This window comes from Aeromicrobium sp. WCS2018Hpa-31 (assembly GCF_031843905.1).
Taxonomy (GTDB): Bacteria; Actinomycetota; Actinomycetes; order Propionibacteriales; family Nocardioidaceae; genus Aeromicrobium.
The window spans coordinates 156040-169444 of the sequence record NZ_JAVTJF010000008.1; the positions used below are offsets into that span (position 1 = coordinate 156040).

The following is a 13405-nucleotide window of genomic DNA, read 5'->3' on the forward strand; positions in this document are numbered from 1 at the left end:
CCACCCGTGGACGACACGCGGCGGCGTCGGCCGAACCCCCGGTGGACGGTCCGCCGGGCTTGTAGTGTGAGGGCGACGACACCAGCTCGTCCCCGACGTCGTGACGGAAGAGGAGTGCACCTGTGGCACGCATCGGTGAGACCGCTGACCTGTTGAAGTGCTCGTTCTGCGGCAAGAGCCAGAAGCAGGTCAAGAAGCTCATCGCCGGACCCGGCGTGTACATCTGCGACGAGTGCATCGACCTCTGCAACGAGATCATCGAGGAGGAGCTGGCCGAGGGTGCCGAGCTGAGCCTCGGCGAGCTGCCCAAGCCGCAGGAGATCTTCGAGTTCCTCAACGGCTACGTCGTGGGCCAGGACAACGCCAAGAAGAACCTCGCGGTGGCGGTGTACAACCACTACAAGCGGGTCCAGGCGCAGGCCGCGACCGGTCGTCCCAAGGACGACGCCGTCGAGCTGGCCAAGTCCAACATCCTCATGGTCGGGCCCACCGGCTGCGGCAAGACCTACCTCGCGCAGACGCTCGCCCGCATGCTGAACGTCCCGTTCGCCATCGCCGACGCCACCGCCCTCACCGAGGCCGGCTACGTGGGCGAGGACGTCGAGAACATCCTGCTCAAGCTCATCCAGGCCGCCGACTACGACGTCAAGAAGGCCGAGACGGGGATCATCTACATCGACGAGGTCGACAAGATCTCGCGCAAGGCGGAGAACCCGTCCATCACGCGTGACGTGTCGGGCGAGGGCGTGCAGCAGGCGCTGCTCAAGATCCTCGAGGGGACCACGGCCTCGGTGCCCCCGCAGGGCGGTCGCAAGCACCCGCACCAGGAGTTCATCCAGATCGACACCACCAACGTGCTGTTCATCGTCGGCGGCGCCTTCGCGGGCCTCGAGGAGATCATCGAGCAGCGCAGCGGCAAGGTCGGGCTGGGCTTCAACGTCGGCGGCATGCCCGAGAAGACGCCGGCCGAGCCGGAGAAGGTCTACTCCCAGGTGCTGCCCGAGGACCTGCTCAAGTTCGGCCTCATCCCCGAGTTCATCGGCCGCCTGCCGGTCATCGCCGCGGTCGACAAGCTCGACAAGCCGGCCCTCGTGTCCATCCTCACCGAGCCGCGCAACGCGCTCACCAAGCAGTTCGTCCGGCTGTTCGAGATCGACGACGTCGAGCTCGAGTTCACGGAGGAGGCGTGCGAGGCCATGGCCGACCTGGCGCTGGCCCGCGACACCGGCGCACGTGGTCTGCGCTCGATCATCGAGCACGTGCTGCAGCCGGTCATGTACGACATCCCCTCCCGCGACGACGTCGCCAAGGTCGTCGTCACCGGCGCCACGGTGCGCGGCGAGGAGGGCCCCACGGTCCTCAGCCGCGACGAGGTCGCGAAGAAGGCCTCTTGACGGTCCGCTCCTGACCGCTCGCGTACCGCCGGTACGCGACGGTGGCTAGGGTCGGGGCATGACCGTCGACATCACCCTGTTCGGGGCGACCGGGTTCACCGGCACGCTCACCGCCGTCTACCTCGGCACGCACCTGCCCGAGGGTGGGACCTGGGCCGTGGCGGGTCGCAGCGCCGCCAAGCTGCAGGACGTCGTCGACGAGGTCGAGGCCGCGGGTGGTGTCGCGCCCGAGGTGGTCCTGGCCGACGTCTCCGACCCCGCCTCGATGCGGGCGATGGCCGAGGGCACGCGCGTGCTCATCTCGACCGTCGGCCCCTACGTGCAGCACGGCGACCCCGCGGTGAAGGCCGCGGCCGAGGCGGGCATCGCCTACGTCGACCTGACCGGGGAGCCGGAGTTCGTCGACCGCACCTGGCTGGCGCACCACGAGACCGCCGTGAGGACCGGCGCGACGCTCGTGCACGCGTGCGGCTTCGACTCCATCCCGTACGACCTCGGCGTGCTCTTCACGGTCGAGCAGCTTCCCGAGGGCGTCCCCCTCGACGTCAAGGGCTACATCCGGGCCGGCGGCACGGCGTCGGGCGGCACCTACCACTCGGCGCTCGGGGCCTTCGCGCGGATCCGCCAGGCCGGCGCCACCGCCAAGCAGCGCAAGGCCGCGGAGGCCCGGCCCCAGGGCCGGAAGATCCGCGGCGGAGGGAAGATCGGCCGCGGGGCCGACGGCAAGGGCTGGGCTCTGCCGCTGCCCACCATCGACCCGCAGGTCGTGCTGCGCTCGGCGCGAGCCCTGGAGCGCTACGGCCCGGAGTTCTCCTACTCCCACTTCGCCCAGTTCAAGCGGCTGCCGATGCTGGCCGGCACGGTCGCCGGCGCGGGCGTCCTGCTCGCCGGCGCGCAGCTGGCACCCACCCGCAAGGCGCTGCTGAAGCTGCGTGCCCAGGGTGACGGCCCCAGCCCCGAGAAGCGCGCCTCGTCCTGGTTCAAGCTCCGCCTCGTCGGCGAGGGTGGTGGCAAGCGCGTCGTCACGCAGGTGAGCGGCGGCGACCCGGGCTACGACGAGACCGCCAAGATGCTGAGCGAGTCGGCGCTGTGCCTGGCCTTCGACGACGTGCCGAAGGTCGCCGGCCAGACCACGACCGCCGTGGCGATGGGCCGCCCGCTCATCGAGCGCCTCCAGCGCAACGGCATCGCCTTCGAGACGCTCGAGTCGCGCTGACCCACGCCCGCCCACCCTCACCGGTCACCCGGGGAAGGGAAGGAGCGGACTCGGCGCGCTACTCGGTCTCGGCGAGCGTGGCGTCGGCCACGACCTCGGTGGTGCCGTCGGCGGCCTCCATCGCGAGCTCGCCGGTCACCCGACCGGCCGCCTTCACGTCCTCGACGGCCTGCAGCACCAGGTCGAGCGAGGCCTGGGGCCCGCGGACGGTCACGGCCGTCACCTCGGTGCGCTGGCTGACCTTCGCGGTCGACTTCGCCCCGCGGATGCCGGCCAGCGCCTGGGCGGCGGCCGGCAGCAGCGCCGGGTCGCCGTCGACGGTCACGTCGTCGGTGGTCGGCCACGCCGCGCGGTGCACCGAGCCCTCCTGCCACCAGCTCCAGACCTCCTCGGTCACGTAGGGCAGGAACGGCGCGAGGAGACGCAGCTGCGTCGACAGCGCCAGCACGAACGTGGCGCGGGCGGACTCCCCGGCCGGCGTCTCCTGGCGGGCGCGCTCCTTGACCAGCTCGAGGTAGTCGTCGCAGAAGTCCCAGAAGAACTTCTCGGCGACCTCGAGGGCCGAGGAGTAGTCGTAGACCTCGAAGTGGGCGGTGGCCTGCTCCACGACGCCGCGGAGCCCGGCGAGCACGGAGCGATCGAGGGGCTCGGTCACGCGCGCGGCGTCGAGGTCGGCCGCGGTGGCACCGAGGCCGTAGTCCTCGGGCGCGGCGAGGACGAACTTGCTCGCGTTGAGCACCTTCATGGCCAGCCGCCGGCCGACCTTCATCTGGGTCTCGTCGAAGGGGGAGTCCGAGCCGGGACGCGCCAGCGCGGCACGCCAGCGGACGGCGTCGGCGCCGTACTTGTCGAGGATCTCGTCAGGCACGACGACGTTGCCCTTGGACTTGCTCATCTTCTTGCGGTCGGGGTCGACCACGAAGCCTGAGATCGCCGTGTGCGTCCACGGCACGGAGCCGAACTCCTGGTGCGAGCGCACGACGGTGGCGAACAGCCACGTGCGGATGATGTCGTGGGCCTGGGGGCGCAGGTCCATCGGGAAGGTCCGCGCGAACAGGTCGGCGTCGCGCTCCCACCCGCAGGCGATCTGGGGGGTCAGCGACGACGTCGCCCAGGTGTCGAGCACGTCGGGGTCGCCGACGAACCCGCCGGCCGCACCGCGCTGCGACTCCTCGAAGCCGGGAGGGGCCTGCGACGCCGGGTCGACGGGCAAGGTGTCCTCAGCCGCGAAGATCGGGTCGTCGTAGTCGGGCTCGCCGTCGGCGTCGAGGCGGTACCAGACGGGGAACGGGATGCCGAAGAACCGCTGACGGCTCACCAGCCAGTCGCCGTTGAGGCCCTCGATCCAGTTGGTGAGGCGCGACTGCATGTAGCCGGGCGTCCAGTCGATCTCGTCACCCCGGGCGATCAGCGCTGCGCGCAGGTCGGCGTCGCGGCCTCCGTTGCGGATGTACCACTGACGGGTCGAGACGATCTCGAGCGGCTTGTCGCCGCGCTCGTAGAAGTTGGCCACGCGCTGGGTGGGCTGCGGCTCGCCGTCGAGGTCGCCGCTGTCGCGCAGCGCCTGCACGACGAGCTCGCGGGCCGAGAACACGGTCTTGCCGGCCAGCTCGGTCCACAACGTCTCGCCGGGGCCGCCGGCGACCCACTCCGGGGTCTCGCGCAGGAACCGGCCGTCGCGGCCGATCACGGTGCGGTTGGGCAGCTGGAACTCGCGCCACCACTGGACGTCGGTCAGGTCGCCGAACGTGCAGCAGTGCACGATGCCGGACCCCTTCTCGGGGTCGGCGAGCGGGCTGGCGATGATCGGCACCTCGACGCCGAACAGCGGTGAGACCGCGGTGCTGCCGAAGAGGTGCGCGTAGCGCTCGTCGTCGGGGTGGGCGATGATCGCGACCGCGGCGGCCGTGAGCTCCGGCCGCGTGGTCTCGACGACGATCGGGCCGGACGCGTGCTGGTAGGTCACGCGGTGGTAGGCGCCGGGGTAGTCGCGCGCCTCGAGCTCGGCCTGCGCGACGGCGGTCTGGTACGTGACGTCCCACAGGGTCGGGGCGTCCTGCAGGTAGGCCTCGCCGCGACCCACGTTGCGCAGGAACGCGCGCTGGCTGGCGGTCTGGGCGTCGGCGCCGATGGTCGTGTACTGGTGCGACCAGTCGACGCTCAGGCCGAGCGTGCGCCACAGCTTCTCGAAGACCTTCTCGTCCTCCTCCACGAGCTCGTTGCACAGCTCGATGAAGTTGCGTCGGCTGATCGGCACCTGCTTCTTGGGATCGGGCTTCGCAGGCGGCGTGAAGTCGGCGTCGTAGGGCAGGGAGGGGTCGCAGCGGACGCCGTAGAAGTTCTGCACCCGGCGCTCGGTCGGCAGGCCGTTGTCGTCCCACCCCATCGGGTAGAAGACCTCCTTGCCGCGCATCCGCTGGAAGCGCGCCACCACGTCGGTGTGGGTGTAGCTGAACACGTGACCCACGTGCAGCGAGCCCGACACGGTCGGGGGAGGCGTGTCGATGGAGTAGACGTCGGCCCGCTCGGCGGAGCGGTCGAACGTGTAGGTGCCCTGCTCGGCCCATACCTGGCTCCAGCGCTCCTCGAGTCCTTCGAGGGCGGGCTTGGCCGGGACGCGGTTCGCTGCAGTGGTCACGAGAGGACAGTCTAGGAGCCCGGGCCCTGGCGGGGGTGCCGGGCCGTGGGCGGCGGATGGTCCGGCGGGGGTGCGGGCCGTGGGCGGCGGATGGTCCGGCGGGGGTGCCGGGCAGTGGTCAGCTACCCGGTCCTCCCGCCGGCCGAGACACGGGGGACCGCGGCCGTGGCGGACGGCCTCGGCGCGTGGCTGGCGTCCTACGCCGTCGGTCCCGGGTACGAGGTGCACCACCTGTACGTGGGTGGGGCCGACGACGTCGGGTACTGCGCCTTCCGGTACCACGTGAGCGGCCGCCTGCACGACGGTGCCGAGGTGGACATGTGGGTGCGCAGCACCCTGGTCTGTCGGCGCGTGGACGGCGCGTGGCGCATCGTCCACCAGCACGAGTCGGTGCCCTTCGACCCGGCCACCGGTGCCGGCCTCGTCTCCGAGGCGCCCGACGACTGACCCGCGCCGACCGGTCCGGTGAACCGGGGCAGGGCACGGCCGCCAGGTGCAACCGGTTACGCCTAGGCGCGGTGCTCGGGGGAGGGGTGCCCCTCGGCCAGGGGGTCCGCCGGATGGGCCGGGTCAGCGGCGTGGTGGGCGACCGCGTGGTCGGGGGCGCCGCTCACGTGCCCGCCGTCGGTGCGGAACAGCGCGCTCGGCCACCACATCCAGCGGCCGAGGTCGAGATTCAGGGCCGTCACCAGCACCGACCGCACGATGATCGTGTCGAGCAGCACGCCGAGGGCCACGGCGAAGCCGAGCTCGGCGAGGAACACGATCGGCAGGGACCCGAGGGCGGCGAACGTGCCGGCCAGCACGAGGCCGGCCGACGTGATGACGCCTCCGGTGGCGGCCAGCCCGATGAGCGCACCCCGTCGGGTGCCGTGCAGGAGCGCCTCCTCTCGGACGCGGGTCATGAGGAAGATGTTGTAGTCGATGCCGAGCGCCACCAGGAAGACGAAGGCGTACAGCGGGAGCGACGAGTCGGCCCCCTCGAAGCCCAGGACGTGGCGGAACACGAGGGCGCTGATGCCCAGGGCCGCGCCGAACGAGAGCACCACCGTGGCCAGCAGCACCAGAGGCGCGACCAGCGCCCGCAGCAGCAGGGCCAGGATCAGCAGCACGGCCACCAGGATGATGGGGATGATGAGCCGGTTGTCGGCCGCCGAGGCGTCCTGCACGTCGTGGTTGATCGCCGTGGTGCCACCGACGAGGGCTCCCGGCACGTCGGCCAGCGCGTCGCGGGCCCGGTCGATCGTCTCGAACGCGCTCGTGGAGTCCGGCGCCGCCTCGAGGGTGCCCTCGACGTAGGCGATGTCGCCCTGCACGACCGGCTCGGTCACGGTGTCCGGCGAGATGCCCTGCACGTCCTGGAGCGCCGCAGCGGCCGGCTCGCCCGCGCCGGCGTCGGCCACGACCTGCACCGGGTCGCCGGCACCCCCCGGGAAGTGCTCCGCCAGCTTCTCCTCGGCCACGATGGACGGCTGCTCGGTGGTGAACGACTCGGCGTTCGAGAGTCCGTCGGCGTCGAGCTGGACCACGCCGAGGGTGAAGGCGCCCAGGGCGAGGGTCGTGACCACCCACACCGTGCGCGGGCGGTGTGCGATGCGCCGACCCACCCGACCCCAGATGCCGCGCTCGGCGGGCTGCGGGTCGCCGAAGCGCGGCACGAAGGGCCAGAAGACCCAGCGACCGAACACCACGAGCAGCACGGGGAGGAGGACGAGCATGACGACGAGGGAGACGACGATGCCCGCGGCGGCGACCGGTCCCAGCCCGGACGTCGAGCTCATCTGGGCGAGCAGCAGGCACAGCAGGCCGACGACCACGGTGCTGCCGCTCGCGAGGATGGCCGGGGCGGCGCGGTGCAGGGCGTGCGCCATGGCCTCGTGACGGTCCTCGGTGTTGCGCAGCTCCTCGCGGTAGCGGGCCACGAGCAGCAGCGCGTAGTCGATCCCGGCGCCGAGCACGAGCACGGACAGGATGCCCGCGCTCTGGCCGTTGACCGTGAGGTCCGTGTACCTCGCCAGCAGGTACACGACGCCCTGGGCGGCGAACACGCTGAGCACGCCGCACACGAGCGGGATGATCCACAGGATCGGACTGCGATAGGTGAGCAGGAGCATGACGACCACGACCGAGATCGCCGCGAGGAGGAGGATGCCGTCGATCCCGGCGAAGGCCTTCGCCTGGTCCGCGCCGAGCGCTGCGGGGCCGGCCACGTAGACGTCCGCGCCGCCGGCGCCGTCCTCCGCGGCGGTGCGCAGCTCGTCGACGACGTCGGGCAGGCGCTCCCAGCCGGTGTCGGGGTCGATCCTGAGGCTGACCACCAGCTGCGCGGCGACACCGTCCTCGGACGGGATCGGGCCCACGACGTCGCCGGTCACCTCGGGGATCGCCGCGATATCGGTCTTCAGGGTCTCGAGCCGCGCGAGGTCGTCGGGCTGGGGGCCGTCCTCCCGCACGAGCAGGACGATGGCCGGGATCACGTCGGGGTCGGCGAACTGGGTCGCCTTCGCGATGACCTGCGTCGACTCAGCCTCCGCCGGCAGGAAGGAGGCGACGTCGTTCTCCTGCACGTCGGCGAGCTTGGAGCCGAACGAGCCCAGCCCGCCCAGGGCGACGAGCATGACGACCAGAACGAGCCACTTGGCCCGACGGTGGGCGATCCAACCACTGATCCGGTGGTTCATGCGCATGCTCCTGGGGGGTGGGGTGCACGACCGGCGCCGCAGCCCTCTCATCATGGCGGACAGAGGGGGGCGCGTGGAATCAGGGAGATCCCCGATCCGCTCACCCGGGCCGACTAGGTCCACGCGGTCGGCACGCGCGGCACGGCCTGGGATACTGGCGGGGATGAACCCCACCTACGCCGAGGTCGAGGCCGCCCTGCTGGGCCGCTGGCCCGAGACCAGGCTCGAGCCGTCGCTCGAGCGCATCACCGCCCTGTGCCGTCTGCTCGGCGACCCGCAGGACGCCTACCCCGTCGTCCACCTCACCGGGACGAACGGCAAGTCGTCGACGGCGCGGATGATCGACGCGCTGCTGCGGGCGCTCGACCTGCGCACGGGGCGCTTCACCAGCCCTCACCTGCAGAGCATGACCGAGCGGATCAGCCTCGACGGCGAGCCGCTCACCGAGGAGCAGTTCGTCGAGGCCTTCGCCGACGTGGCCGCCTACGCCCAGGTCGTCGACGACAGCCAGCCGCACCCGATCTCGTTCTTCGAGCTCACCGTCGCCATGGCGTACGCGGCCTTCGCCGACGCGCCGGTCGACGCCGCGGTGGTGGAGGTCGGCATGGGGGGTGCGTGGGACGCCACCAACGTGGCGACCGGCCGCGTCGCCGTGATCACGCCCGTGGCCGTCGACCACACCGCCTACCTCGGCGACCGCGCGGTCGACATCGCGCTGGAGAAGTCCGGCATCATCAAGCCGGGCGCCCACGCCGTGCTCGCCGCCCAGGAGCCCGAGGTGCTCGACGTCCTCATGCGCCGCAGCATGGAGGTCGGGGCCACGGCGCTGCGCGAGGGCGTCGACTTCGGGGTCGCCGACCGGCTCAACGCCGTCGGCGGGCAGCAGATCAGCCTGCAGGGCCTCAACGCCCGCTACGACGACGTCCTCCTGCAGCTGCACGGTGCGCACCAGGCGCAGAACGCCGCCGTGGCGCTGGCCTCGGTCGAGGCGTTCGTCGGTGCCGAGCTCGACGGTGACCTGGTGCGGTCGGCGTTCGGCGAGGTGACGTCGCCCGGTCGGCTGGAGGTCGTGCGGCGCAGCCCGACCGTGCTGGTCGACTCCGCGCACAACCCGCACGGCGTCCGCGCTGCGCTCGAGGCGGTCCAGGACTCCTTCACCTTCAGCCCGCTCGTCGGTGTCGTCAGCGTCATGGCCGACAAGGACGTCGAGGAGATGCTCCGTGAGCTCGAGCCCGTCCTGGCACACGTGGTGTGCACCCAGAACAGCCTGCCGCGTGCCATGCGGGCCGACGAGCTCGGCGAGCTGGCCGAGGAGGTCTTCGGCGAGGACCGGGTGACTGTGGAGCGGGGTCTGGACGACGCCCTCGTCCGTGCGATCTCCATGGCCGAGACCGGCGCGGGGATGGAGGAGGCGATCGGCAGCGGTGGCGTCATCGTGATCGGGTCGGTCGTCACCGCCGGCGAGGCGCGGGTGCTGCTGGGTGCCGGAGCAGCTGGAGGTGCGGCATGAGGGGCATGTGTGCGGCGATGCTGACGTTCGAGGCGATCCTCCTCGGACTCAGCGTCCCGGTGATGATCTCCGTGGAGGACGTGCCGGCCGGGCTGGCGCTCACGCTCGGCCTGGGGCTCGCGGTGTTGTGCATCCTGACGGCCGGCATGCTGCGCAAGCCCTCGGGCTACGTCGTCGGCCACGTCCTGCAGGTGGCGGTCGTCGCCCTGGGCTTCCTCGTGCCGGTCATGTTCTTCGTCGGCGGCATGTTCGCCCTGCTCTGGGCCAGCGCCTACCTGCTCGGCCGACGCATCGAGGCCGACAAGGCCCGGTGGGCCGCCGAGGGCCCCGACCCCGACTGACCCTCGCGTCCCGGGGGAGCGCGGCCTACGGTGGACCCATGGTCAAGGTGCTCGCGGTCGCGGACGAGGTGGTGGAGTCCATCCACCACCCGCAGGTGCGACGCCTGCGGCCGGACCTCGTGCTGGCCGCCGGGGACCTGCCGTGGGACTACCTCGAGTTCCTCTCGTCCTGCCTCGACGTCCCGGTCGTGTTCGTGCCGGGCAACCACGACCCTCAGGTCGTGACCCAGCGCAGCGGTCTCATGGGTGTCCTGACCGGCGACGGCATGCCGTCGGCCGACCCCCGGCCCCTCGGCTGCACCAGCGCCGACGGCGCGGTGGTCGAGGCGGCGGGTCTGCGCATCGCGGGTCTGGGCGGCAGCATCCGCTACAACGCGGGGGCCAACCAGTACACCCAGCGTCAGCTGGCGCGTCGGGCCCGACGACTGGTGCGACGGGCCGGTGACCGACCGGTCGACGTCCTGCTCACGCACTCCCCGCCGTTCGGCCTCGGCGACGAGGACGACCCGCCGCACCGGGGCTTCGAGGCGCTGCACGACGTGATCGGCCGGCTGCAGCCCACCTGGCACCTGCACGGCCACATCCACCCCTACGGTCTGCAGAAGAGCGACCGGCACGTCGGCCGCACCACGCTGCGCAACGTGATCCCGTGGCAGGTCATCGACGTCGAGCCGCTCGAGGCACCCGTCGCCGCGGTCGTCGGAGGTGGGCGCCGTGGTCGGTGACTCCGGATCGCCCCGTGTGGACGCCGAGAGCGACTTCATGCGTGCGCGGCGGCACCAGGTGCTGTCGGCGCTGGCGGCGCGGCTGCGCAACGACCACGACGACGTCGCGCAGTCGATGTCGTTCGACGACGTCGTGGAGGCGCTCGGCCGGCGCGGAGAGCACTACGCGGGCACACGGGTGATCCCGCTCGACTCGATCGTCGGCTCCGTCGACAAGGTGCGCGACTTCGACCGCCGGTTCCGGCCGACGTCGGCGCGCAGCCGTGAGCGCTGGGAGCGTCTGGCTCGCGCGAGCCGCACCGGCGAGGTGATCCCGCCGATCGAGGTCTACCAGGTGGGTGACCAGTACTACGTGCGCGACGGCCACCACCGCGTCTCGGTGGCCCGCAGCCTCGGCCTGAAGCTGATCGAGGCGCGGGTGACCGTCGTCGACACGTTCCTGAGGCCTGTGGGCGTGGAGCAGCGCAGCGACCTCGAGCTCAAGCACTGGCGACGCCTCATGCTGGAGCGGGTGCCGTTCACCGGCGAGGCGCGCGCCGCGGTGGCCTTCGACGACCCCTTCGACTACGGCTACCTGGCCGAGACGGTGGAGGCCTGGGCCACCCGCACCATGCACGCCGAGGGCGCGTACATGGACAAGGCGACCATGGCGAGCCGCTGGTACGCCGAGGAGTTCAGGCCGGTCGTCGACATGATCGAGGAGGCCGGCGTCCGCGGGTCCGACGAGCGCCCCGCCGCGGCCTACCTGCGGGTCGCGGGGGAGCGGTACCGGCTCATCCGCGAGCACGAGTGGAACGCCGAGGTCCTGGAAGCCGTGCGGAAGCGACGCAGGAAGGCCCAGCCTCCCCGCCCGTCCGACCGGTCGTGACCGGCCGGACGCGGCACGGGGCTAGAGACCGACGGTGAGGTTCTCCCCGCTCGTCGGGTCGAACAGGTGCAGCTTGTCGGTGTCGATGAACAGCACCGTGTTGTCGTCGTCGGTGATCTTGCTGGCGGCGTCGAGCGAGACGACCAGCTGCGTGCGCAGCGACTCGCTGTCGGCCTCGCGGGCGAGCTCGCGCAGCTGGTCCTGCGTGGTGGCGTCGGCGTCGTAGGGCACGTAGGCGTACTGCTGGTCGCCGAGCCACTCCCGGACGTCGATGTGCGCCTCGAACGTGCGCGAGGAGTCGGCCTCGTCCTTCAGCACCGACACGTCCTCGAAGTGCTCGGGGCGGATGCCGGCGAGCATGAGGCCCTTGCCCTCGGCGCGCGCGGCCTTGTCGGCGGGCATCGGGAAGGTGCCGAACGGCAGGGTGATCTTCCCGTCCTCCACGGTGGCCGGCAGGAAGTTCATCGGCGGCGAGCCGATGAAGCCGGCGACGAAGAGGTTGACCGGCTGCTCGTACAGCTCACGCGGGGAGGCGAGCTGCTGCAGGATCCCGCGCTTCATGACCGCGACGCGGTCGCCGAGCGTCATCGCCTCGGTCTGGTCGTGCGTCACGTACACGGTCGTGATGCCGAGCTGCTTCTGCAGGCGCGCGATCTCGGTGCGCATCTGGCCACGCAGCTTGGCGTCGAGGTTGGAGAGCGGCTCGTCGAACAGGAACGCCTTGGCGTCGCGCACGATGGCACGACCCATGGCCACGCGCTGGCGCTGACCGCCGGAGAGGTTGCCGGGCTTGCGCTCGAGGTGCTCGTCGAGGTCGAGCGTCTTGCTGGCCTGGCGGACCTTCTCGTCGATCTCCTTCTCCGGCACCTTCTTCAGGCGCAGCGGGAAGGCGATGTTCTCGTAGACCGTCAGGTGCGGGTAGAGCGCGTAGTTCTGGAAGACCATGGCCAGGTTGCGGTCGCGCGGTGCCAGGTCGTTGACCCGGTCGCCGTCGATGATCATGTCGCCGGAGCTGATGTCCTCCAGACCCACGATCATGCGCAGCAGGGTCGACTTCCCGCAGCCCGACGGGCCGACCAGGATCAGGAACTCCCCGTCCTGGACGTCGATGCTGATGTCGTTCACGGCGGGGAAGCCGTCCCCGTACTTCTTGACGATGTTCTTCATCTCGATGGTGGCCATGGGATCAACCCTTCACTGCGCCGGCGGTGAGGCCCGCGACGATCTTTCGCTGGAAGAAGAGGACGAGGAGGATGACCGGGATCGTCGCGACCACGGCACCCGCGGCCAGCAGGGACGCCGGCCGGTTGAACGGGTCGGCACCGACGAAGAACGACAGTGCCGCGGGGATGGGACGTGCGTTCTCGGTGGACGTCAGCGAGATGCCGAAGACGAAGTCGTTCCACGCGAAGAAGAACGTCAGGATCGCGGCGGTGAACACACCGGGTGCCGCGAGCGGGACGATGACCTTGCGGAAGGCCTGCCACGAGGTCGCCCCGTCGACCTGCGCGGCCTGCTCCATCTCCCACGGGATCTCGCGGAAGAACGCCGAGAGCGTCCAGATCGCGAGCGGGAGGGTGAAGCTCATGTAGGGGATGATGAGGCCGGGCCACGTGTCGTAGATGCCGAGCGTGCGCCACATGTCGAACAGCGGCCCGACGAGCGAGACCACGGGGAACATGGCGATGACGAGGGCGGTGGTGAGCACGAACCGCTTGCCCTTGAACTCCAGCCGCGCGACCGCGTAGGCGGTGAGCGTGGCCAGGGCGACGGAGAGCAGGGTCGCGATGAGCGAGATGCCGATCGAGTTGAAGATCGCCCGACGGAACTGCTCGTCGGCGATGACGTCGGCGTAGTTCTGCCAGCCTGCCCCACCTCCGCTGGAGGGGAAGAAGCCGGGGCTGCCGTTGGTGACGGCCTCCTGGCTCTTGAAGGACAGCGAGATGATCCAGGCCACCGGGAGCAGGCACCAGATCATGATGGCGACGAAGCCGACGAGCGTGCCGATGCGGGTCGCAGCGTTCTTGTTCAT

Annotated in this window: 11 protein-coding genes; 7 read left to right on the top strand and 4 right to left on the bottom strand. The window is 71.1% G+C overall.

The window, feature by feature from the left end:
* Positions 1-122: 122 nt before the first annotated feature.
* Positions 123-1394, top strand: coding sequence for an ATP-dependent Clp protease ATP-binding subunit ClpX (gene clpX / locus RQG84_RS12240; protein WP_055965075.1), 1272 nt, complete (start codon positions 123-125; stop codon positions 1392-1394).
* A 58-nt stretch (positions 1395-1452) separates the two neighbouring features.
* On the top strand, positions 1453-2610 hold the full coding sequence (locus RQG84_RS12245; protein ID WP_311210254.1) for a saccharopine dehydrogenase NADP-binding domain-containing protein: 1158 nt from the start codon (positions 1453-1455) through the stop codon (positions 2608-2610).
* A 58-nt stretch (positions 2611-2668) separates the two neighbouring features.
* Here the strand turns inward: RQG84_RS12245 and valS are convergent, their stop codons facing one another.
* A complete protein-coding gene (gene valS / locus RQG84_RS12250) occupies positions 2669-5248 on the bottom strand; it encodes a valine--tRNA ligase (protein WP_311210255.1) in 2580 nt (859 codons plus the stop codon).
* Between the two features lie 114 nt (positions 5249-5362).
* Between valS and RQG84_RS12255 the strand changes: the two genes are divergently transcribed.
* Positions 5363-5695 (top strand): nuclear transport factor 2 family protein, encoded by a 333-nt coding sequence (locus RQG84_RS12255; protein ID WP_311210256.1) that lies wholly within the window; start codon positions 5363-5365, stop codon positions 5693-5695.
* Positions 5696-5757: 62 nt separating this feature from the next.
* On the opposite strand, the gene RQG84_RS12260 is transcribed toward RQG84_RS12255, so the two are convergent.
* Positions 5758-7929 (bottom strand): MMPL family transporter, encoded by a 2172-nt coding sequence (locus RQG84_RS12260; RefSeq protein ID WP_311210257.1) that lies wholly within the window; start codon positions 7927-7929, stop codon positions 5758-5760.
* A gap of 163 nt (positions 7930-8092) precedes the next feature.
* On the opposite strand from RQG84_RS12260, the gene RQG84_RS12265 reads away from it, so the two are divergent.
* Genes RQG84_RS12265 through RQG84_RS12280 form a run of 4 tightly spaced genes read left to right on the top strand, consistent with a single transcriptional unit; the run spans position 8093 to position 11373 of the window.
* Complete coding sequence (locus tag RQG84_RS12265) at positions 8093-9439, top strand: folylpolyglutamate synthase/dihydrofolate synthase family protein (protein WP_311210258.1); 1347 nt, start codon at positions 8093-8095, stop codon at positions 9437-9439.
* Positions 9436-9780, top strand: coding sequence for a DUF4233 domain-containing protein (locus tag RQG84_RS12270; protein WP_311210259.1), 345 nt, complete (start codon positions 9436-9438; stop codon positions 9778-9780). Before RQG84_RS12265 ends, RQG84_RS12270 begins: the two co-directional genes overlap by 4 nt.
* Positions 9781-9818: 38 nt before the next feature.
* Positions 9819-10505 carry a metallophosphoesterase gene (locus RQG84_RS12275; protein WP_311210260.1) on the top strand — a complete coding sequence of 229 codons (687 nt, stop codon included), beginning with the start codon at positions 9819-9821 and terminating at the stop codon, positions 10503-10505.
* Positions 10495-11373, top strand: a complete 879-nt coding sequence (locus RQG84_RS12280; protein ID WP_311210261.1) for a ParB N-terminal domain-containing protein — start codon at positions 10495-10497, stop codon at positions 11371-11373. Before RQG84_RS12275 ends, RQG84_RS12280 begins: the two co-directional genes overlap by 11 nt.
* Positions 11374-11394: 21 nt before the next feature.
* Here RQG84_RS12280 and RQG84_RS12285 read toward each other — a convergent pair whose 3' ends face one another.
* Positions 11395-12555 carry a sn-glycerol-3-phosphate ABC transporter ATP-binding protein UgpC gene (locus RQG84_RS12285; protein ID WP_311210262.1) on the bottom strand — a complete coding sequence of 387 codons (1161 nt, stop codon included), beginning with the start codon at positions 12553-12555 and terminating at the stop codon, positions 11395-11397.
* A 4-nt stretch (positions 12556-12559) separates the two neighbouring features.
* Positions 12560-13405 carry a carbohydrate ABC transporter permease gene (locus tag RQG84_RS12290; protein WP_055965099.1) on the bottom strand — a complete coding sequence of 282 codons (846 nt, stop codon included), beginning with the start codon at positions 13403-13405 and terminating at the stop codon, positions 12560-12562.

Excerpts from the sequence above, each read along its gene's own strand:
- RQG84_RS12260 (WP_311210257.1), bottom strand. The coding sequence starts at position 7,929 with ATGAACCACCGGATCAGTGGTTGGATCGCCCACCGTCGGGCCAAGTGG.
- RQG84_RS12285 (WP_311210262.1), bottom strand. The coding sequence starts at position 12,555 with ATGGCCACCATCGAGATGAAGAACATCGTCAAGAAGTACGGGGACGGC.
- RQG84_RS12245 (WP_311210254.1), top strand. The coding sequence starts at position 1,453 with ATGACCGTCGACATCACCCTGTTCGGGGCGACCGGGTTCACCGGCACG.
- RQG84_RS12290 (WP_055965099.1), bottom strand. The coding sequence starts at position 13,405 with ATGAACAAGAACGCTGCGACCCGCATCGGCACGCTCGTCGGCTTCGTC.
- RQG84_RS12270 (WP_311210259.1), top strand. The coding sequence starts at position 9,436 with ATGAGGGGCATGTGTGCGGCGATGCTGACGTTCGAGGCGATCCTCCTC.
- RQG84_RS12265 (WP_311210258.1), top strand. The coding sequence starts at position 8,093 with ATGAACCCCACCTACGCCGAGGTCGAGGCCGCCCTGCTGGGCCGCTGG.
- RQG84_RS12275 (WP_311210260.1), top strand. The coding sequence starts at position 9,819 with ATGGTCAAGGTGCTCGCGGTCGCGGACGAGGTGGTGGAGTCCATCCAC.